The organism is Clostridium budayi (assembly GCF_055396605.1).
Map to the genome: position 1 here is coordinate 1,374,199 of NZ_AP042456.1, position 22,262 is coordinate 1,396,460.

Annotated in this window: 17 protein-coding genes, 1 riboswitch and 1 other annotated feature; of the genes, 12 read left to right on the forward strand and 5 right to left on the reverse strand. The window is 28.3% G+C overall.

What is annotated here, in order from left to right; translation table 11 throughout:
* Window positions 1–114: 114 nt before the first annotated feature.
* Window positions 115–288, forward strand: a riboswitch (Lysine riboswitch).
* A gap of 79 nt (window positions 289–367) precedes the next feature.
* The 3 genes from ACZ5TJ_RS06445 (at window position 368) to ACZ5TJ_RS06455 (ending at window position 3,540) form a co-directional block, all read left to right on the forward strand.
* On the forward strand, window positions 368–1,693 hold the full coding sequence (locus ACZ5TJ_RS06445; RefSeq protein WP_464202097.1) for an APC family permease: 1,326 nt from the start codon (window positions 368–370) through the stop codon (window positions 1,691–1,693).
* A 223-nt stretch (window positions 1,694–1,916) separates the two neighbouring features.
* On the forward strand, window positions 1,917–2,432 hold the full coding sequence (locus tag ACZ5TJ_RS06450; RefSeq protein WP_464202098.1) for a ClbS/DfsB family four-helix bundle protein: 516 nt from the start codon (window positions 1,917–1,919) through the stop codon (window positions 2,430–2,432).
* A gap of 106 nt (window positions 2,433–2,538) precedes the next feature.
* On the forward strand, window positions 2,539–3,540 hold the full coding sequence (locus ACZ5TJ_RS06455; RefSeq protein ID WP_464202100.1) for a hypothetical protein: 1,002 nt from the start codon (window positions 2,539–2,541) through the stop codon (window positions 3,538–3,540).
* A 15-nt stretch (window positions 3,541–3,555) separates the two neighbouring features.
* Here the strand turns inward: ACZ5TJ_RS06455 and ACZ5TJ_RS06460 are convergent, their stop codons facing one another.
* Both ACZ5TJ_RS06460 and ACZ5TJ_RS06465 read right to left on the reverse strand, forming a co-directional pair.
* Window positions 3,556–4,011 (reverse strand): threonine/serine exporter family protein, encoded by a 456-nt coding sequence (locus ACZ5TJ_RS06460; protein ID WP_039317026.1) that lies wholly within the window; start codon window positions 4,009–4,011, stop codon window positions 3,556–3,558.
* A 3-nt stretch (window positions 4,012–4,014) separates the two neighbouring features.
* Window positions 4,015–4,779, reverse strand: a complete 765-nt coding sequence (locus ACZ5TJ_RS06465) for a threonine/serine exporter family protein (RefSeq protein ID WP_464202101.1) — start codon at window positions 4,777–4,779, stop codon at window positions 4,015–4,017.
* A 205-nt stretch (window positions 4,780–4,984) separates the two neighbouring features.
* Between ACZ5TJ_RS06465 and ACZ5TJ_RS06470 the strand changes: the two genes are divergently transcribed.
* The 4 genes from ACZ5TJ_RS06470 (at window position 4,985) to ymfI (ending at window position 8,998) form a co-directional block, all read left to right on the forward strand.
* Entirely contained in the window at window positions 4,985–6,220 is a 1,236-nt protein-coding gene (locus tag ACZ5TJ_RS06470) for a serine hydroxymethyltransferase (RefSeq protein WP_464202102.1), read from the forward strand.
* A 130-nt stretch (window positions 6,221–6,350) separates the two neighbouring features.
* Window positions 6,351–7,262: a metallophosphoesterase gene (locus ACZ5TJ_RS06475; protein WP_464202103.1), complete on the forward strand. Its 912-nt coding sequence runs from the start codon at window positions 6,351–6,353 to the stop codon at window positions 7,260–7,262.
* A 51-nt stretch (window positions 7,263–7,313) separates the two neighbouring features.
* Entirely contained in the window at window positions 7,314–8,249 is a 936-nt protein-coding gene (locus ACZ5TJ_RS06480; protein WP_464202104.1) for a dipeptidase, read from the forward strand.
* An 8-nt stretch (window positions 8,250–8,257) separates the two neighbouring features.
* Window positions 8,258–8,998: an elongation factor P 5-aminopentanone reductase gene (gene ymfI / locus ACZ5TJ_RS06485; protein ID WP_464202105.1), complete on the forward strand. Its 741-nt coding sequence runs from the start codon at window positions 8,258–8,260 to the stop codon at window positions 8,996–8,998.
* 42 nt (window positions 8,999–9,040) lie between these two features.
* On the opposite strand, the gene ACZ5TJ_RS06490 is transcribed toward ymfI, so the two are convergent.
* Both ACZ5TJ_RS06490 and ACZ5TJ_RS06495 read right to left on the reverse strand, forming a co-directional pair.
* Entirely contained in the window at window positions 9,041–10,561 is a 1,521-nt protein-coding gene (locus tag ACZ5TJ_RS06490; RefSeq protein ID WP_464202107.1) for a HAMP domain-containing sensor histidine kinase, read from the reverse strand.
* Window positions 10,561–11,232, reverse strand: coding sequence for a response regulator transcription factor (locus tag ACZ5TJ_RS06495; RefSeq protein ID WP_464202108.1), 672 nt, complete (start codon window positions 11,230–11,232; stop codon window positions 10,561–10,563). The genes ACZ5TJ_RS06490 and ACZ5TJ_RS06495 overlap by 1 nt, the downstream gene beginning before the upstream one ends.
* A 147-nt stretch (window positions 11,233–11,379) precedes the next feature.
* On the opposite strand from ACZ5TJ_RS06495, the gene ACZ5TJ_RS06500 reads away from it, so the two are divergent.
* Genes ACZ5TJ_RS06500 through ACZ5TJ_RS06510 form a run of 3 tightly spaced genes read left to right on the forward strand, consistent with a single transcriptional unit; the run spans window position 11,380 to window position 14,334 of the window.
* Entirely contained in the window at window positions 11,380–12,624 is a 1,245-nt protein-coding gene (locus tag ACZ5TJ_RS06500; protein ID WP_464202109.1) for a M16 family metallopeptidase, read from the forward strand.
* 11 nt (window positions 12,625–12,635) lie between these two features.
* Window positions 12,636–13,274: a recombination regulator RecX gene (gene recX, locus ACZ5TJ_RS06505; RefSeq protein ID WP_464202110.1), complete on the forward strand. Its 639-nt coding sequence runs from the start codon at window positions 12,636–12,638 to the stop codon at window positions 13,272–13,274.
* 1 nt (window position 13,275) lies between these two features.
* Window positions 13,276–14,334: a transglutaminase-like domain-containing protein gene (locus tag ACZ5TJ_RS06510; RefSeq protein ID WP_464202112.1), complete on the forward strand. Its 1,059-nt coding sequence runs from the start codon at window positions 13,276–13,278 to the stop codon at window positions 14,332–14,334.
* 22 nt (window positions 14,335–14,356) lie between these two features.
* Here ACZ5TJ_RS06510 and ACZ5TJ_RS06515 read toward each other — a convergent pair whose 3' ends face one another.
* The gene (locus tag ACZ5TJ_RS06515; RefSeq protein WP_464202113.1) at window positions 14,357–14,713 is read right to left on the reverse strand and encodes a tetratricopeptide repeat protein; all 357 of its coding nucleotides are present in this window, start codon (window positions 14,711–14,713) and stop codon (window positions 14,357–14,359) included.
* Window positions 14,714–14,968: 255 nt separating this feature from the next.
* On the opposite strand from ACZ5TJ_RS06515, the gene ACZ5TJ_RS06520 reads away from it, so the two are divergent.
* Window positions 14,969–19,237, forward strand: coding sequence for an acyl-CoA dehydratase activase-related protein (locus ACZ5TJ_RS06520; protein WP_464202115.1), 4,269 nt, complete (start codon window positions 14,969–14,971; stop codon window positions 19,235–19,237).
* Window positions 19,238–19,296: 59 nt separating this feature from the next.
* Window positions 19,297–19,525 (forward strand) — a binding site (T-box leader).
* Window positions 19,526–19,612: 87 nt separating this feature from the next.
* Window positions 19,613–22,261 carry a valine--tRNA ligase gene (locus ACZ5TJ_RS06525; RefSeq protein ID WP_464202116.1) on the forward strand — a complete coding sequence of 883 codons (2,649 nt, stop codon included), beginning with the start codon at window positions 19,613–19,615 and terminating at the stop codon, window positions 22,259–22,261.
* The last annotated feature ends 1 nt before the right edge of the window (window position 22,262 follow it).

A 22,262-nucleotide genomic window follows, 5' to 3' on the forward strand; every position in this document is an offset into this window, starting at 1 on the left:
GAAGTTAATAGGCAGAATCTTACATAATAAGACAAATTTAAAAAATAATTGACAAGTATAAATATTTTTTATACAATTGACTGAGTTAATAAAAAATTAAAATATTATTAATTGATATAAGATAGAGGTCGCAATAATAAAGAGTATTATTAATGAGGTAAGCACGATGATTTAATAAAAAAGGTATTATTGCCGAAATATATACTTAATGCTTTAAGAGTATATGTTGGGTTTGTATATAACATATGCAAAACTGCCACAATACTTATGTGGTGAGCTATCTTTGTGTTTGTAATAAATTTATGCAAGCTCAAAGTTTATAGCTTTAGGGCTTATTTTTTTGCCCGAATTTACTTAGGAGGGGAACATGGAAGAAAGAAACTTAAAAAAAGAAATTAGCTTGTTTATGGCCACTATGCTTGTATGTGGTAACATGATAGGTTCAGGAGTATTTATGCTTCCTGCAACATTAGCACAATTATCAGGACCACTTGCAACGATTATAGCTTGGGTATTAACAACAGCAGGATCAATACTTATTGCAATGTCTTTTGCAAACCTTGGTTCAAAATATCCTACAACTGGAGGAGCATATCAATATACAAAGATAGCATTTGGTGAATTTACGGGATTTTTAAGTGCATGGCTTTATTGGAATGGTTCTTGGATTGGAAATGCAGCTATAATAGTAGCACTTTCAAGTTATAGTGCAGCTGTTATTCCATTTTTAAGAGATCCATTAGCTTCAATAATATATACTAGTGCAATATTATGGATATTTACAATTATAAATATAATAGGTGTAAAAAAAGCAGGAAAGCTTCAAACTATAGCTACAGTATTTAAAATTGCATTTTTTGCAATATTTATTATAGTAGCATTTATTAATTTTGATTCAGCAAACATATTACCTTTAATACCAGAAGGAAAAGGATTAGGAACAGTTTCACTTGCAGCTACATCAACACTTTGGGCTTTTGTTGGTCTTGAAAGTGCAACAGTTACTGCTGGAGAAATAAAAAATCCAGAAAAGAATGTAAAGAAGAGTACAATATATGGAATGATAATTGCTGCTATAGTATATATCTTAATAAGTGTTGCTAGTATGGGAGCAATGTCAAATGCAGAACTTGCAAATAGTCAAGCACCACTTACTGATATATTAACAAAGTTCTTAGGAACAGCAATTGGTAAGCCAATAACTATAGCTGTAGTTGTATGTATACTTGGAACAACAATCGGATGGCTTTTATCAACTGCTCGTGTGGCTTTTGCAGCCGGAGAAGATGGGGTATTCCCTAAATTCTTTGGAAAACTTCATCCAAAATATGAAACTCCAGCAAATGCTTTAATAATGGGATCAGTTTTAGTAAATATTCTTTTAATCATGAACTTCCAAAAGAGCATGGTTTCGGCATTTACTTTTATTACCATATTAGCTACTTTATCATTCTTACCAATATACCTTTTAACATCAGCTGCTGAAATAATGTTAATGTTTAAGGGTGAAAAAGAATTTACGTTTAAAATATTTATAAAAAGAGCTATAGTTCCACTATTAGCATTTATTTATTCAATATGGACTATATATGGTTCTGGAGCTGAAACAGTAATGTGGGGATTCATACTTATGTTAATAGGAATTCCATTCTATATATATAACCATCATAAAAATAAAATAGAAGAAGTTTAAAAGATATTTTAGAGTGTCAAAATGATTGGCACTCTTTATTTTTATTCATATAACCCAATTTAAATAAAAAATAGCTAATTTAATTCATGCATCATTAAATGATGTTATATTTATATTTTTGCTGGAATTATAATCCATATATTATGTACAATAATAATATAAAGAATAATTGCAGTTAAGATTTAGTTATATTGATGAATGAGAATTAGAAAGTGGTGAAAAAATGATAGGATATCAGAATAAACAGGAATTAATTTTAGAAATTTCAAATCGTGCTAAATTATTTATACAAGAATTTGATGATATTGATGAAAAGGATAAAGATATATTACTAGATGAAGTGGATAGAACTCCAAATCAAATGATTGCATATCAATTAGGATGGATGAATTTATTACTTAGCTGGGAAAGAGAAGAACAGGAAGGGAAGATTGTCATAACTCCAACTCCAGAGTATAAATGGAATAATCTTGGTGGTTTATATAATAGTTTTTACGAAGAATATAGCAAATTTACGCTTAAAGAATTATGTGCTGAATTTATAAAGAAGGAAGAAGAAATTATAAAATTAATAAACAATTATACAGATGAAGAACTATTTCATAGAGGAGGAAGGAAATGGTCATCATCAACTCCATCAAATTGGCCAATATGGAGATGGATTCATGTTAATACTGTTGCACCATTTAAATCATTTAGAACAAAGGTTAGAAAATGGAAAAAAGTAAGATATAGATAAATACAGATTGATTTGAAGCTGAGAGCATCTTGTTTAAAATATTTTGTAATATTACATAAGTTTTTTTCATATATATTTTAGAAGAAAAATATAGGAGGAATATATAATGAAAAAGACTTTATTAAGCGTTTGTATAATGGCTAAAAATGATAGCGATAATATACTAGAATTGTTAGATAGTATTAAAGATATAGCAGATGAAATAAATGTTTTAAATATTGGATTGAAAGATAATTTAGAAGCAGTAAGAAGTTTTAATAATACGAATATATATGATTATAAGGAAAACTGTAATTATAAAAATATATTAATTGATAAGTCTAATTCTAAATGGATATTAATTTTAAATAATGAAGAGATTTTATCAGATGATGGAAAAGAAAATATTATTAAAATTTTAAATGAAGCTGATGATTTTAAGGGGCTTTATATTAGAAAAATTTCAATTATAGAAGGAAAAAGAAGAATGTCTTATAACTCATTAAGATTATTTAAAAAAGATTCTAATATAAGGTTTAATGAAAATATTTGTGATGGTATATATGAAAGTATTTATAAAAATTATGGTGGAAAGTCTATAGGATTTACTGATATAGAAATATATAGCTATGAAAATGATAAGTACTCATTTGCTATTTTAGAAAGTACTAAAGAGAAGATAGACACCTTAATTAATTTAGGTGATAGTTTTAAAAATCTTAATTACTATTTTAAATTAGGAAATGAATATGGAAAGATAGGAAATTATAAAGAAGCTATTAAGAGCTATGATAAAGCTCTAACTAAGAGAGACGAAAATAGTGATGAAAATATATATAAAAGATTATTACTAAATAAGATTAAAGCGCTTCATCAAAGGGGACTTTATAGTGAAGAAAGTACTGTTATTAAAGATGTATTAAAAGAATACAGTGATTTTAGGGATTTATACTTTATGGAATGTCTTTTAAGTGTTGAATTATGCGAGTTTTCAAGAGGTAGTAGTGCTTTAAATAAATATATTGAGACTAAAAAAGATATTAAATTCCCTTCAAGTGAGTTTGAAGAAGTTGTTGATATAGAAGAATTAAATAAAAAGTTAAATGGACTAAATAATATTTTAAAATAAATAAAAAAAGCTTGATTAATTTTCAAGCTTTTTCTTATTTTTAAGTTTAAGTTTTACGCTATAATATCTTCTAGTTATTGTTGAAACAAAAATTACTCCAAGTGCTAAAGAGCCTGCACTTGCTAGAGTGTTTAAACCAAGTTCTAGTGCTTTATCAACATCACCAGTTACTACTTGATACATCGTATAGTACATTCCAGAACCAGGCACAAGAGGGATTAAAGCAGTTATAACAAGTGTTGTAACTGGTGTTTTTAATTTTCTTGCAAGTATTTCAGAATATATACTAAAAGCAACAGCGGCAATAAACATAGATGCTGGTACAGATAGAGCAAATTTCAATGAAAGTGCATATACAAACCAACTGATAGCACCACCGATTGAAGCAAATAAAAGATTTTTTCCATGTATATTAAAAATTACACCAAATCCAAATGTTGCTATAAATGAAAGGAGAGTTTCTAAAATTATCATTTAAACACCTCCTAAAACGTTAAGCCAGAAGCTAATAACGCCACCAGTACCAACTGCAATAGCAATTGCAACTAAAAATGCTTCGCTAGTTTTTATAATTCCAGCTAAATAATCTCCAGCTATCATATCTCTAATAGCATTTGTAATAGCAAGACCAGGTACTAAAAGCATAATAGAACCTATTATAGTGTTATCTATATTAGTCACAAAACCTAAATTCAAACACAAAATTGCAGATGTGGCCGCAGCTCCTGCACAAATTGTGTTAATAAAAAATTCGTTTAATGACATTTTCTCGAACTCAATTGCTAAAATTTTTATTAATATTCCAATTAAAAAAGCAGCAATAGAATCATAAATATTACCTCCAAAAAGGTAACAAAAACAGCCAGCTGCAAGCGCTGACGCAAATAACGTAAATGAATAAGAATATCTTGGTGTATTATTTATTTCTCTAAGTTCATCTTCTATTAAATCGAAAGATGGTTTAATAGCGGCTATTCTCCTAGATAAGTCATTTATTCGCTCAATCTTATGTAAGTCTACTCCTCCTACGGTAACCCTTTTTATAAAGGAGTAAGTTTGATTGTTATAGCAAATAGAAACCATAATGCCCGTCGGTGTTACAAAGCTACTTGCTTCATCTATATCATAAGATTCGCATATTTTGCAAATAGTTTCTTCTACCCTATATATTTCTGCACCACTTTGGAGCATTATTTTACCAGCATAAGTAGATAAATGTAGTAATTTATTTATGTCCAAAAGCCATCAACCCCTCATATTAAATTGTAATTGTATTATATCATAAAAAAATTGCTATATAATAAAGATATGAGATTTATATTTTTTAAATGTAGAAAACAATATGAATATAATAAGAATAATAGGAAAATTATTTTAAAAAGATTGAAAAAATATGTATAAATAATTATAATCTTAAATAATAAATAAATTTTGGGGTGATAAAATGAATTTTGATCAAATATCAAAAAATGACAACGAAGTATATTCTCTTATAGAGAAAGAACTTGAAAGACAAGAAAATGGAATTGAACTTATTGCATCAGAGAATTTTGCAAGTGAAGCTGTAATGGAAGCTATGGGATCATATTTAACAAATAAATATGCAGAAGGATATCCAGGAAAGAGATATTATGGCGGTTGCTATGTAGTAGATGAAATAGAAGATATAGCAAGAGAAAGAGCAAAGAGATTATTTGGTGCTGAACATGCAAATGTTCAACCACACTCAGGGTCTCAAGCTAATATGGCAGTATATTTTACAATATTAGAACCAGGAGATACTGTTCTTGGAATGGATTTAAGCCATGGGGGACATTTAACTCATGGATCACCTGTTAATTTTTCAGGTAAATTATTTAACTTTGTATATTATGGAGTATCAAAAGAGACTGAAGTAATTGATTATGATGAAGTTAGAAAAATAGCATTAGAATGCAAACCAAAACTTATTGTTGCAGGAGCAAGTGCATATTCTAGAGAAATAGATTTTAAAAAGTTTAGAGAAATATGTGATGAAGTTGGGGCTTACTTCATGGTAGATATGGCTCATATTGCAGGACTTGTTGCAGCAGGATACCATATGTCACCTGTTGAATATGCAGATTTTGTAACAACAACTACTCATAAGACTTTAAGAGGACCAAGAGGCGGACTTATACTTTGCAAAGAGAAGTATGCTAAGGCATTAGATAAAAATATATTCCCAGGTATGCAAGGTGGACCACTTATGCATATTATTGCAGCTAAGGCTGTATGCTTTAAAGAAGCTTTAGATCCAAGTTTTAAAGATTATATAAAAATGGTTATAAATAACTGTAAGGTGTTAGGTGATGAACTTGTAAAACATGGATTTAAACTTGTATCTGGAGGAACTGATAACCATTTAATATTAGTTGATTTAACTAATAAAAATATAACAGGAAAAGAAGCAGAACATCTTTTAGATTCAATAGGAATTACTTTAAATAAAAATACTGTACCAAATGAAACTAAGAGTCCATTTGTAACATCAGGAGTTAGAATTGGAACTGCAGCAGTTACAACTAAAGGATATGATGAAGAAGATATGAAAGAAATTGCATCTATAATTAATGATGTTATAGAAAGCAGAGAAGAAGGCTCAGAAGAGTTAATAAATAGAGTTAGAAAATTAAGTTCAAAACATAAGATGTATAGATAATTAGATTTTAAGAAGGCAGATTATAAAATTTGCCTTCTTTTTTATAAAAAAGTACTAATGAAAATTATTTAGCACCTAATTTATATAAGAATATATTATAAAAGAAACAATATTTTAGGTGTAAGGGGATATGGGAAAGAAAAAGTTATATAGGATATTAAAAAACAGTGATGTTGTAGATATTGATTCAGATTCAAAGATAGTCTTTATAAGTGATGTTCATAGAGGTGATGGGGGATTTGGAGATTCACTAATAGGTAATAAAAATATTTATAAAGCAGCATTAAATTTTTATTATAGAGAAGAATTTACTTTAATTGAAGTTGGAGATGGAGATGAACTTTGGAAAAATAAAAATTGCCGTGATATTGCTTATAATTATAAAGACATATTTAATATCTATAATAGATTTAATAATGATGAAAGGTTGTACATGATATATGGAAATCACGATAATATAAAAAAGAGAAAAGATTTTAGAGTAAACCAAGAGAGGAATTTTAGAAAGTTTGGTAAGGAATTTGGAGATTCATTTTTAACACTAATAAATAATTTGAAATTTCATGAGGGGTTAGTATTAAATTTTAACCCATATGAGAAGAAAGGTATAGTAACTCATGGACATCAATTAGATTTAATGAATAATGAACTAAGTTTTATTAGTAAATTTTTAGTTAGATATGTATGGAGATTTTTATCTGCTATTGCTGGATTTAAGGAACCAACAAGTCCTGCAAATAGCTATAAAAAGGGCGGAAAAATTGATGAAAAATTAAATGATTGGGCAAATGAGCATAAGATACTTTTAATTTGTGGACATACTCATAGAGCTAAGTTCCCTAAAATAGGAGAAGGGCTATATTTTAATGATGGTTCTTGTGTATTTCCAAATAGTATAACTACTATAGAAATAAACAAGGGGTTAATATCACTTGTTAAATGGAGTGTTGAAGTTTCAAAAGAAAATAATCTTTGTATTAAAAGAAATTTTATTGCAGGACCTGAGAAACTAGAAGCTTATTTGAAATTTGTTAATAAGTAGCTAATATATTATAATTTAGATATATTAAGTAAATTTTATGGAGGAATTAAAATGAAGTACATTGATTTACATTGTGATACTGCATACAGAATGATAAAAGAAGATTTATCACTAAATGATGATAGATGTAAAGTTAATATAGAAAAATTAAAAAAAGGGAGAGCACTTGCACAAACATTTGCTTTTTTTGTTGATTTAGAAGAAGAGAAAGATCCATATGATGCTTTTATTTCTATGTATAATAACTTTATTAAAGAAGTAGATAAAAATAAAGATAAAATAGAAATAGTTAGAAATACGGATGAATTAAAACAATGTAATAGTAATGGCAAAGTTGGAGCGTTTCTTTCAATTGAAGAAGGGGAAGTTTTAAAAGGGGATGTAAGCAAAGTATTAGACGTTTATGAAAAAGGTATAAGAATGCTAACATTAACATGGAATTATGAAAATAGCATTGGATACCCAAATGTAAATTTTAAATATAAAGATAAAGGTTTAAAGGAAAAAGGAATTGAAATAGTTAATGAAATGGAAAGGGTAGGAATAATACCTGACTGTTCACATCTTTCTGATGGAGGATTTTATGATCTATCAAAAATATGTAAAAAACCATTTATAGCAACTCATTCAAATGCTAGAGCTATAAAAGATCATCCAAGAAACTTAACTGATGATATGATAAAAATATTATCAAACAAAGGTGGAGTAATGGGACTTAATTTCTGTAGTGATTTTGTAGCAGAAGATGAAGTTACTAAAGTCTTAAAGATTGCAAAACATGCAAAGCATATTAAAAATGTGGGTGGAATAGATGTTTTATCAATTGGAAGTGACTTTGATGGAATTGAAAATGAAGTTGAAATAAAAGATACAAGTGAAATGGATAAGTTATATTATGGTCTTAAAAAAGAAGGTTTTAGAGATGATGATATAGAGAAAGTATTTTATAAAAACATTATGAGAGTATTAAAAGAATGGAGCATGTAAAAAACAGTATGGATAAATTATTAGGAAAATCAGCTATAGTTACAGGTGCATCTAGAGGGATTGGAAGAGATATTGCAATTAAGCTTAGTGAAAATGGAGCTTTAGTAATTGTAAATTATTCAAAAGATGAAGAAGGTGCAAGTGAAACATGTAATATAATAAAAGAGAAAGGTGGTTTTGCACTTAAGTTTAAAGCAAATGTATCTAATTTTAATGAAGCTAAAGATCTTGTAGACTTTGCAGTAAAGAATACTGGAAGATTAGATATAGTAGTAAATAATGCTGGAATAAGTAATATTGGATTATTTATGGATTCAACTGAAGAGGATATTAAAAACTTAATGGGAATAAACCTTTTTGGAACACTTTATGTAACTAAGCACGCATTAGGTCACATGTTAAGTAGAGGTGGAAATATAGTTAATATATCATCTATGTGGGGCGAAGTTGGAGCATCTTGTGAAGTTTTATATTCTTCATCTAAGGGAGGAATTAATTTATTTACAAAAGCTTTAGCTAAAGAAATGGCACCTTCAAATATAAGAGTAAATGCTATAGCACCAGGAGTTATAGATACTTCTATGAATGCTTTCTTAAATGAAGAGGATAGAAACGATCTAGAAGAAGAAATTCCACTTGGAAGGTTTGGAAAAGGGGAGGAAATAGCAAACGCTGTAGTTTTCTTATGTTCAGATCAATCTTCGTATTTGACTGGTCAAGTAATTAGAATTGATGGCGGAATGATATAAAAATAAAAGCTAGGCACTAGCCTAGCTTTTATAATTTTAATATTATTCTATATCAGAATCTAAATCATTCATTTCTTTAGCCTTCTTTGGATAAAATTCAAACATAACTCCTGCAGGGACATTTCTTAAATTATATCTAAATCCATGTAAATCTAATATATTCTTTACTATAGATAAGCCAAGTCCTGTGCTATTATTATTTCTATTTCTTGATTTATCAACTTTATAAAATTTATCAAATAAATTAATATCCTTGCCTTCAGGGATTGTTGAGCCATAATTTAAAATAGAAATTTTAAATTCATCTTCTGAGTAAGAGTTTATTGTAATAAATATATTGTTATTGTCATCTGTATATTTAATTGCATTAGTAAATACATTAGTTAATACTTGTTCCATTTGGAATATATCTGCTTTAACATAAGAATAATTATTGTGAGGTTCAAAGAAAATTTTAAGATTTCTTTCACCACACTCAGGTTTTAATGTTTTAACTAATTTACTAATTAACCTATTAATATTAAAAACTTCAAAGTGAGGTTTTATAACGCCAGACTCTAGCTTTGAAAGTTCAAGCATATTAGATACCAGCTTACTCATCTTTTGACATTCATTAATTATTGTTTCAAGATACTCTTCTTTATTTTCTCCACATACTATACCATCCTTAATTCCTTCTGCATATCCTTCTATTATTCCAATAGGAGTTTTAAGTTCATGGCTTACATTTGCAACGAAATCTTTTCTCATTATTTCAAGTTTACGTTCTTTTTCTATATCATCTTCAAGCTTTTTATTTTTTTCTTTTAAATCTTTAAGAGAAGTTTGAAGGTTAGCTGATAAAAAGTTTAAAGTTTTTGCAAGGTTACCAATTTCATCATCTCTATTAGTATTACATTTTTCGGAAAAATCCATTTTTGACATTTTATTTGCAATACAATTTATTTTCTTTAGAGGATGAGTAACCAAACTTGCAAATATTGATGAAATAATTAAACATATGAAAAGTATTCCAATAAATATATAAACATAAAATTCATTAATTACATTACTAGCTTCTATTATAGGTTGTATAGAAGAAACTGATAATACAATTGAATCATCCTTTGATCTTATAGACATAGCAGAAGCAACACCAATATTTTTCTTATTTCCACTAGAAAACTCAGTTGCAATAGGCTTGTTTGTAGTAAAAAGCTTAAATAATATGTCATTATTTTTTAAAATTGAAGAGCAAAAGTTAGTCAACATATTTATATCATCTTTATCATTTTCAAGATTGCTTGATATGTATCTAAGCTTACCATCAATAGAGAATATAGCTATTTTAGAATTATTATCATCTTCAAATTCTTTTAATGCAGGATAAAGTGCATTAGGATCTGAAAATTCATATGAATGCTTAGAAGCAAATGTCTCTATTGCATTAGTCAATGAAGTAGTTTTCTTTTTCTCATAAAAATCTTCAAAAATAAACGTTTGAAATATTAAAGTTAAAGCTATAAAGCCTACAAGAAAGACTGATGTAAGTATAAATAATTTTTTTGAAAGAGTGGAACCCATTACTTCACCTCAAATTTATAACCACTGCCTCTTACTGTGACAATATATTTTGATTTATCAAGCAATTTTTCACGAAGTCTTTTAATGTTAGTATCAACAGTTCTAATATCACCATAATAGTCAATTCCCCATACATTATCTAATATTGTATCTCTTGATAGAGCAATCCCTTCATTAGAAATTAAATATAATAAAAGCTCATATTCTTTAGGAGAAAGAGATATTTCTTCATTATCTACTTTAACTTCATGAGATAATTTATTTATTGTAAGTCCATTAAAGTCTTGAGAACTTGAATCTATATCTGTTCTAGCTCTTTTAAGTAAAGCCTTAGCTTTAGCAACTAATACTTTAGGACTAAAAGGTTTAGTCATATAATCATCTGCTCCAAATGCATAACCTTGAAGTTTATCCTCTTCTTCAGCTTTAGCTGTTAAAAGGATTACTGGAACTGATGAAACTTTACGTATCTTTTCTAAGAAAGTAAAGCCATCTATTTTAGGCATCATTACATCTAATATAATTAAATCTATCTTTTCTTTTGAAAATAAATCTAATCCTATTTCTCCATCTGAAGCTTCTAATATATTAAAATTCTCTTTTAAAAAATAATCTCTAATTAAGAAACGAATTTTTATTTCGTCTTCAACAATAAGAATCGTCTTATTCATTTTAAGTATCCCCCCTTTTAAAAAACGTATTAATTACATTATATACAATTATTAAAATATTTAAATAGTTTATAGTCTTTGTATTGTATTATTATTAAAAACATATTATATTAAAGGTTGTAATTAAATTACAAATAGGAGATGGGTATGATAAAATTAAATTTTGATATAAAGAAAACAACTTTAAAAAATGGATTAAAAGTAATAACTGTAAAGAAAGATACAAGGATAGCTTCAATTAATGTTGGAATTGATATTGGTGCTATGTATGAGTCTGAAAATGAAAAGGGAATAAGCCACTTTATAGAACATATGCTATTTAAGGGAACAAAAAGTAGAAGTAATGAGATTTTAAATGAAGAATTAGAAAGCTTAGGGGGAGAGTATAATGCATATACAGATTATGATTGTACTGTATATACAATAAGTTGCCTTGAAGAAGAAATAAAAAAAGGAACAATCTTATTAGCCGATATGATTGTTAATTCAAATTTTCCAGAAGACGAAATCGAAAAAGAGAGAAGTGTAATCTTAGCAGAAATTAGGACTAGCAAAGATGATATAGAAGATTTAAGCTTCAAAAAAACTAATGAATTTGCATTTAAGGAAAGTTATTTAAGATATGACATTATAGGATTTGAAAAAAACGTCAATAATTTTAAGAGAAAAGAACTTGTAGAGTTTTATATGGAAAATTATATACCAAGTAATGCTGTAATTACTATGGTAAGTTCTTTCGAGCATGAAGAAGCATTACAAATAATAGAAGAGAATTTTAAAGATTGGAAAGGTAATAAAAAGAGAGAAAAAAATATTACACTTGAAGATAATATAAAAGGTGAATTTACAAGTTATAAAAATGAAATAGAACAAAGTACTATAGTATACTTATTTACATTTAATGATTTAGTTAAAGAAGATGAGCTTCCACTTAGAATTTTAAATCATAGATTAGGTGAAAGTGCAAATTCTCTTCTTTTTAGAGAAGTTAGAGAAAATAGAGGATTAGCTTATGACATATTTACTCACTTAGATATAAGTAGAGACTCAAAATGTTTATATATTTATACATCTGTTAGTGATGAAGATGTAGAAGAAGCTAAAAAGGCAATTAATAACGTATTAAATGATATTTTAGTACAAAATATTAAATTTAAAGAGCGTGATTTAGAAATAATGAAAAAAGTTCACAAAACTGCTGTAATAGGTACACTTGAAGATTCAGCAGATCTTTGCAATTATGTTCTTCATCAAGAACTAGAAAAAGAAGATTTGTTAGAATTTGTAAATGATATGGAGAGAATTAATAAAATAGAAAAAGAAGAAGTATATGATGTTGCAAGAAAGGTTTTAAAAAATCCAACTATTCATATATTAAGAAGAGAAAATTAAGGTGATATAATTTGAGTAAAATAACAAAAATAGAAACTGGCAAGAGAAATAAAGAAAGAGTCAATGTTTATATAGATGATGAATATGCATTTTCTATAAATATGGAACTTGTATATAAGTTTGGATTAAAAGTTAATGAAGAAGTTGATAAAGAAAAACTTATTGAAATTTCAAAGTCAGAAAATTTATCTAAGTGCAAGGAATCAGCACTTAGAACAATAGAGAGAAGTTATAAAACAGAAAAAGAAATAAGAGATAAATTATTAGCTAAAGAATTTGATATAGAAACAGTAGATAGTACTATAGACTTTTTAATAGAATATGGATTTATTGATGATTCTAAATTTGTTTCTATGTATATTAAAGATAGAATAAGAACTCAAGGTAGAAATAAAATAAGATATTCATTAATAAGTAAGGGTGTGAATAAACTTCTAATAGAAGAAGCTTTTAGTATGCTAGATAGAGATGATGAAATGGAGCGTGCTATTATTCTTTGTGAGAAAAAATATTTAAATATATCAAAAAGAGAAGATGATGATTTTAAGATTAAAAATAAACTAACAAGATATTTATTAGGTAGAGGGTATGATTATGATATTGCAAAAGAGGTAATTAAAGAAGTTTTCATTAAGTATAAAGGAGAATAAAATGAAGCTAAGTTTAGCAGAAATAATTACATTTGGAATAATTATAATTATGGTTATTACAAGCATTAAAGATGGAATGATAAGTAGGAGCATAAGTTATGTATCAAGTGCAATAATTTCAAGTATTGCTAGTGTAATAAGTTTTTTTACTATATTTAAATTTTATGATTATATAGAGGGCAAGATAGAGAAGTTCTTACTCTCCATAAGTTTAGATAGAACATTAAACTTTTTAATAAAAGCATTAATTATAATAATAATATTTTTTATTATAAAATGGATAGCTACATTAGTTTTAAATATGATAAATTCAATAGTAGAAATAGATTTTGATAGAACAATTAGTAGAAATAAGGGGTTATTATTTATAGTAAGTTCTATTCTTGGATTTATAAGAGGATTATTAGTTGTTATATGTATATTTATTGCTATAATAACTTACAATGGCTTTGTAGCACCAAGATATCAAATAAATACTTTTTCTAATTTAAAGGCTTATAATAAATTAGATAATTTAATAGATAAGAAGAAAATAAGTGACATAAAAAGTGCAGTAGCTTTAGATATGTCAAAATCTAAAATAATTTACTATAATGGAGTAACTATAGATGAAGGAATTAGGTCAAATAGTGAAATAAATAGTAAGGCTAAAGAAATTGTAAAGAATGATAAAACAGATAAAGAAAAAGCAAAATCTTTATATGTTTGGGTTGGAAGCAATATAAAGTATGATTTTAAAAAGGCTGAAGAAGTTCTTAGTAACAAAAAAGTAAATAATAGCGGTGCAATACCAGCCTTTGAAGAAAGAAAAGGAATTTGCTTTGATTATGCTTGCCTTTATGCAGCAATGTGTAGAGCAGTTAACCTTAAAGTAAGAATTGTTATGGGTGAAGCTTATAATGGAGAAGAATATATAAATCATGCATGGAATGAAGTTTATTTAGATAGTGAAAAGAGATGGATAAAGGTAGATCCAACATTTTATATTGCAGGAAACTATTTTGATAACAAGAATTTTGATAAAGATCACAGAGAAAAAAGTATTGCAGGCGAGTGGTAAGAAAAAAGATTAACATAGCGCACTATGTTAATCTTTTTTTCTTTGATAAAATTAAATTTATTGCTTTTTCACAATCTGTATCTTTATTATTTAAGGACCAAGACATATTAAAATATATCAATGCTTTATCATTTAAATCTTTCATTGCGTAGCAGTAGCCAAGATTAAAAAAGTATTTACTGTCTCTTTGAAGTTTAATAGCCTCTTTAATCATAAAAATAGCTTCATCATAATTTTTAAGTTTAATAAAACATACTCCAGAGTTATAGTAAGAGCAAGCTTTATTTTCATCTGACTCAACAGCTTTTTTATAATACTCTATTGCTTTTTCGTATTCTTTTGTATTATACAGTTTATTTGCTTCGCTAAAGTAATTCATATATTTTAATCCTCCTTATAAAAGTTTACGAATAAGAAAACAATTGTTTTCGTTATATTTACAGTATGTACATAGTTCTTATATTATATACATATAGTGGTAAAAATATACTAAATAATTAATAAAAGCTTAATTTAATTTTAATTTTTTAGATAATTTGTTTTTAATTATTGATTTGAAATCTAGTTAATATATAATACATATATAACGATATATAAGAGTGTATTAAAATTGTAATAAGTAGGTGTAAATTTAATGAATAATTATAAGTTGGGGTTGGATGTAGGTTCTACTACAGTAAAACTAGTATTACTAAATGATAGTAATTCAATAGTGTTTTCAGAGTATAGAAGGCATTATTCAGATATAAAAAATACAATAATAGGCTTAATGAGAGAATGTTATGACAAGTTTGGAGATAGAAAAATAACAGTAACTATTACAGGATCTGGTGGATTATCTGTTTCAAAATGGTTAGATGTTAAATTTGTCCAAGAAGTTATTGCATGTACAGAAACTATAGAAAATATAATTCCAAAAACAGACGTTGCAATAGAACTTGGTGGAGAAGATGCCAAGATAACATATTTAAATAGTGGAATAGAACAAAGAATGAACGGAACATGTGCTGGGGGAACAGGAGCGTTTATTGATCAGATGGCATCACTTTTAAACACTGATGCTTCAGGATTAAATGAACTTGCAAAGAAACATACTGTTATATATCCAATCGCTTCAAGATGTGGGGTTTTTGCAAAAACGGATGTACAACCACTTATAAATGAAGGAGCTAAAAAAGAAGATATAGCTGCATCTGTTCTTCAAGCGGTTGTTAATCAAACAATTAGTGGACTAGCTTGTGGAAAACCAATTAAAGGTAATGTAGCATTCTTAGGTGGGCCATTATACTTTTTATCAGAACTTAGAAATAGATTTATTGAAACATTAGGTTTAAAAGAAGAAGAGATAATATTCCCTGATAATTCACAGCTTTTCGTTGCAATGGGAGCTGCTCTTTTATCAGAAGAAGAGAAGGAAATTTCATTTAAAGACCTTATTTCAAAAGTAGATAATATAAGCGATGCTAAAGACGATAATATAGAAAGATTAGATCCTTTATTTAAAAACGAAGAAGAATATAAAGAGTTTAAAAATAGACATGATAAAGCAAAAGCTAAAAGAAATAAAATAGAAGATGCAAAAGGTAAAGTATTCTTAGGAATTGATGCAGGTTCTACAACAACAAAAGTTGTTTTAATAAATGAAGATAATGAAATAATATATTCATTCTATGGTAGTAACGAAGGTAATCCATTAAAGACTATAGTTGGAATTATGAATGATTTATATGCTTCTCTTCCAAAAGATGCAAAAATTGCAAAAGCTACAGTAACAGGATATGGAGAAGCTTTAATAAAAGCTGCACTTCACATGGACCTTGGAGAAATTGAAACAATTGCGCACTATAAAGCAGCAGAACATTTCCTTCCAGGTGTAGACTTTATACTTGACATTGGTGGACAAGATATGAAGTGCTTAAGAATAAAAGGTGGAGTAATAGATAGTATTCTTTTAAATGAAGCTTGTTCTTCAGGATGTGGTTCATTTATAGAAACATTCGGTAAATCACTAGGCATGGAAGTTAGTAATTTCGCTAAAGAAGCATTATTCTCAACTTCACCTGTTGATTTAGGTTCAAGATGTACAGTATTTATGAACTCAAGAGTTAAGCAATCTCAAAAAGAAGGTGCAACTGTTGGTGATATCTCAGCAGGACTTTCATACTCAGTTATAAAAAATGCTTTATATAAAGTTATTAAAATTAGAGATGAAAAAGAAATGGGAGAAAAGATAATAGTTCAAGGTGGTACTTTCTACAATGAAGCTGTTTTAAGAAGCTTTGAAAAAATATCAGGAAGAGAAGTTGTAAGACCTGATATAGCTGGTCTTATGGGAGCATTTGGTGCAGCACTTATATCTAAAGAAAGATATGTAGAAGGTGAAGAATCAAGTATACTTCCAAAGGAAAAGATAAAAGACTTTGAAATGACATCAGAATTTAGAAGATGTGGACTTTGCGGAAATAACTGTCTTTTAACTGTAAATACTTTCTCAACTGATGAAAAGTTCATATCAGGAAACAGATGTGAAAGAGGTCTTGGTATACAAATTAAACAAGATAAAATGCCAAACCTTTATAAATATAAATTTAAGAGAACATTTGGTTATAAGCCATTAAAGAAGGAAGAAGCTAAGAGAGGAACAATTGGTATTCCAAGAGTTTTAAATATGTATGAAAATTATCCTTTATGGTTTACTCTATTAACTGATTTAGGATTCAGAGTAGTATCTTCGCCAGTTTCATCTAAAAAGCTTTATGAAAAAGGAATAGAGACAATACCATCAGAATCAGCATGTTATCCAGCTAAGCTTGTTCATGGTCACATAATGGCATTAATAGAAAATGGAGTAGATACTATATTCTATCCATGTGTATCTTATGAAAAGAAAGAGTTTAGTGATTCAAATAACCACTATAACTGTCCAATGGTTACATCATATCCAGAAGTAATAAAAAATAATATGGATGTTTTAGAAGAAAAGAATATTAAATATATTGCGCCATTCTTCTCATTAGATAATGAAAAAGTTCTAGCAAAGAGAATAGTTGAAGAATTTAAAGATTATAATATAACTCATGAAGAAGCAAAAAATGCCGTTAAAAAGGCGTTTGCTGAAAGAGAAAATTATAAAAACGATATTAGAAATAAAGGTTTAGAAGTTATAGAATACTTAAAGAAAAATAATAAAAAAGGTATTGTTTTAACAGGAAGACCATATCATATAGATCCAGAAATAAATCACGGTATTCCAGATGTAATAACTTCATTTGGTATGGCAGTGCTTACAGAAGACAGTGTTGCAGATCTTGGTAAATTAGACTCTCCACTTAGAGTTGTAGACCAATGGACATACCACGCAAGACTTTATAGAGCAGCAGCTTATGTTAGGGACTCAGAAGTCTTAGAGATGATTCAATTAAATTCATTTGGATGTGGATTAGATGCAGTTACAACAGATCAAGTAAATGAAATACTTGAAGAAAAGGGGAAAATTTATACTGTATTAAAAATTGATGAAGGAAATAACTTAGGAGCTGCAAAAATAAGAATAAGATCATTAAAAGCAGCAATAGAAGAAAGAGAAAGAAATAACTACACTCCAGTAGTTAATAAAATAGAATACAAAAACCCTGTATTTACAAAAGAAATGAAAAAAACTCATACTATTTTATGTCCACAAATGTCACCAATACACTTCAATATGCTTGAGGTTGCGGCAAATGCAGCTGGATATAATTTAGAAATATTGCCTGAAAATGATCCAGGTGCTGTTGAAGAAGGATTAAAGTATGTAAATAATGATGCTTGTTATCCATCAATAATAGTAATTGGACAAATTATAAAAGCATTAAAATCAGGTAAGTATGATTTAAATAATACATCAGTTATAATATCTCAAACTGGTGGTGGATGTAGAGCAACTAACTACATTGGATTCTTAAAACTTGCACTTAAAAATGCAGGATTTACAAATGTACCAATACTTTCACTTAATGCAGTTGGACTTGAAAAACAACCAGGATTTAAAATAACATTAAAATTCATAAAGAGAGCTTTAATGGCATTAGTTTATGGTGACTTATTCATGAGAGTTCTATATAAAACAAGACCTTATGAAAAGTTTAAAGGTTCAGCTAATAAGCTTCATGAAAAGTGGAATAAGATTGCAAAAGAAAATCTTAAAAATGGAAGCAAGAGAGAATTTAATAGAAATATTAGAGAAATAATAAGAGAGTTCGATGAATTAGAATTATTAGATATCAAAAAGCCAAGAGTTGGAGTTGTTGGAGAGATATTAGTTAAATATCATCCAACTGCAAATAATGATATAGTAGCTCTTTTAGAAAGTGAAGGGGCAGAAGCTGTTGTTCCTGATCTTTTAGACTTCTTCTTCTACTCAACTTATGATACTGATTTTAAGCATAAATACTTAGGTTTTAGTAGAAAATCAAGAGATTTAAGTATAATTGCTATGAAGTATATGGAAAGCTATAGAACAGAAATGAATAAGGCATTAGAAGAAAGTAATAGATTCGAACCAACAAAGAGAATACAAGAACTTGGAAAGTTAGCATCTAATATACTTTCATTAGGGCATCAAACAGGAGAAGGATGGTTCCTAACTGCTGAGATGATAGAACTTATACAGTCAGGTGCTGATAATATAGTATGTATGCAACCTTTTGCATGTCTTCCTAATCATGTAACTGGTAAGGGTATGATGAAAGCACTTAAAAAGCACTATCCAAATGCGAATATAGTAGCTGTAGATTATGACCCAGGTGCTTCTGTTGTAAACCAAGTAAATAGAATCAAGCTTATGCTTTCAGTTGCATTTAAGAAATTAAACGAAGAAAATTTAACTTCATTTAAAGAAGCAAGTGCAACTTTAAATAATTAAATCATAAATATTGACAAAAAATAATTAATGCTATAACATATATAAGTAAATTAACATAGTAAATAGCTAAGATGAAGAGGAGTAAAAATATTAAGCTTTATAGAGAGAAGGGATTAGGTGGGAGCCCTTTAAGTAAGATGTTTTGAAGGTAGCTTCTGAGCTTCTTTAGTGAAATAGTAGTAGCTAAAGACGGTCTTTAAAGGATCGTTATTTGAATTAAGAGCTTATGATAATTAAATTTTAGTTATTATAAGAATAAAGGTGGTACCACGAGCTTTCGTCCTTTTTAGGATGAAAGCTCTTTTTTTTAATATAAATACATTTAGCTTTAAATAAAATTTAAGCTAAAATTTAAAATATAGAGGAGGAGTTTTAATGTCAGAAGATATAAAAAATATAAGTACGACATATGACCCAAAAGAATTCGAAGAAAGAATTTATAAGACTTGGGAAGAAAACAAATACTTTACACCAGTAGTAGATAAAAATAAGAAACCATATTCAATAGTTATGCCACCACCAAACATAACAGGAAAATTACACTTAGGTCATGCACTTGATAATACACTTCAAGATATGCTTATAAGATTTAAGAGAATGCAAGGATTTGAAACTTTATGGCTTCCAGGACAAGACCACGCTTCAATTGCAACAGAAGTTAAAGTTGAAAATGAACTTTTAAAGCAAGGTTTAAAGAAGAAAGAAATGGGAAGAGAAGCATTCCTTGAAAAAGTTTGGGAATGGACAGATGAATATAGAGAAAGAATAAGAACTCAACTTAAAAAGATGGGTTGTTCAGCTGACTTTACAAGAGAAGCATTCACAATGGATGAACACTTAGATAGAGCAGTTAAACATGTATTCGTTAAATTATACAATGAAGGACTTATATACCAAGGAAACAGAATAACTAACTGGTGTCCTAAGTGTCAAACAGCTTTATCTGATGCTGAAATAGAATACGAAGAACAAAACGGACATTTCTGGCATATAAACTATCCATTAAAAGATGGAAGTGGATTCTTAGAAATCGCTACAACAAGACCAGAAACTTTACTTGGAGATACAGCAGTTGCAGTTAATCCAAATGATGATAGATTTAAGCATCTTATAGGAAAAACTTTAATATTACCATTAGTAGATAGAGAAATTCCTATAGTTGGAGACGAGTACGTTGACATAGAATTTGGAACAGGAGCAGTTAAGATAACACCAGCTCACGATCCAAATGACTTTGAAGTAGGAAAGAGACATAACCTTCCTGAAATAAGAGTTATGGATGATAAAGGATTCATAAATGAAAAAGGCGGAAAATACGCAGGTCTTGAAAGATATGAAGCTAGAAAAGCTATGGTTAAAGATCTTGAAGAACTTGGACTTTTAGTAAAAGTAAAAGATCATACTCATAATGTATCAACACATGATAGATGTGGTACTGTAATAGAACCTATAATATCAAAACAATGGTATGTAAAGATGGATTCTTTAGCAGAACCTGCAATAGAAGTAGTTAAAAATAAAGGAACTAAATTTATACCAGAAAGATTTGAAAAGACATACTTCAACTGGATGGAAAACATTCAAGATTGGTGTATATCAAGACAATTATGGTGGGGTCATAGAATACCAGTATGGTACTGTAATGACTGCGGACACATTAATGTATCAGAAACAGAAGTAACTGAATGTTCAAAGTGTGGAAGTCATAATTTAACTCAAGAAACAGATGTATTAGATACATGGTTTAGTTCAGCGCTTTGGCCTTTCTCAACTCTTGGATGGCCAGAAAAAACAGAAGATTTAGCATACTTCTATCCAACAAACACATTAGTTACTGGATATGATATAATATTCTTCTGGGTAGCTAGAATGATATTTAGTGGAATACATAACATGGGAGAAACTCCATTTGAAAATGTATTAATACACGGAATAATAAGAGACTCAGAAGGAAGAAAGATGAGTAAGTCTTTAGGAAACGGTGTAGATCCATTAGAAGTTATAGACACTTATGGTGCAGATGCTTTAAGATTTATGCTTGTTACTGGTAACGCTCCAGGAAATGATATAAGATACTATCCAGAAAGAGTAGAATCAGCTAGAAACTTCGCAAACAAGATCTGGAATGCTTCAAGATTCGTTATGATGAACTTAGATAGAGAAATAATGGATAAGTATAAAGATTGTAAAGAATATAGCTTAGCTGATAAATGGATTCTTTCAAACTTAAATACATTAGTTAAAGAAGTTACTGAAAATATGGATAACTTCGAACTTGGAATTGCTCTACAAAAAGTATATGACTTTATGTGGACTGAGTTCTGTGACTGGTATATAGAACTTGTTAAACCAGTTTTATATGGAGAAGATGAAAAGGCTAAAGGAATAGTTTATAATGTATTATTTAACGTATTAGAAACTGGACTTAAGCTTCTTCACCCAGTAATGCCATTTATAACAGAAGAAATATTCACTCACTTAAATGATAAAGAAGAAACTATAACATTATCAGCTTGGCCAGAATACAAAGAAGAATTAAATGACAAAAAGGCTGAAAGCGACATGGCATTTGTTATAGAAGCTATTAAGAACCTTAGAAACTTAAGAGCTGAAATGAATGTTAAGCCATCAAGAAAAGCAAATGTTATATGTTATATTTCAGATGAAGCAAAAGATGCATTTACAGCAGGTGCTTCATATATAGAAAAATTAGCATCAGCTTCTAACGTATCATTTATAAGTGATAAAAATGAAGTTCCAGAAAATGCTGTATCATTAGTTGTAAAGGGTGGAGAATTATTCATGCCATTACTTGACTTAGTTGATAGAGAAAAGGAACTTGAAAGATTAGCTAAAGAAGTTAAGAAGTTAGAAGGGGAAATTGAAAGAATTGATAAGAAACTTTCTAATGAAGGATTCGTTGCTAAAGCACCAGAAAAAGTTGTTCTAGGAGAAAAAGAAAAGAGAAATAAATATGTTGAAATGCTAGAAGCTGTTAAAGCTAGAGTAGAAGCATTAAACTAAT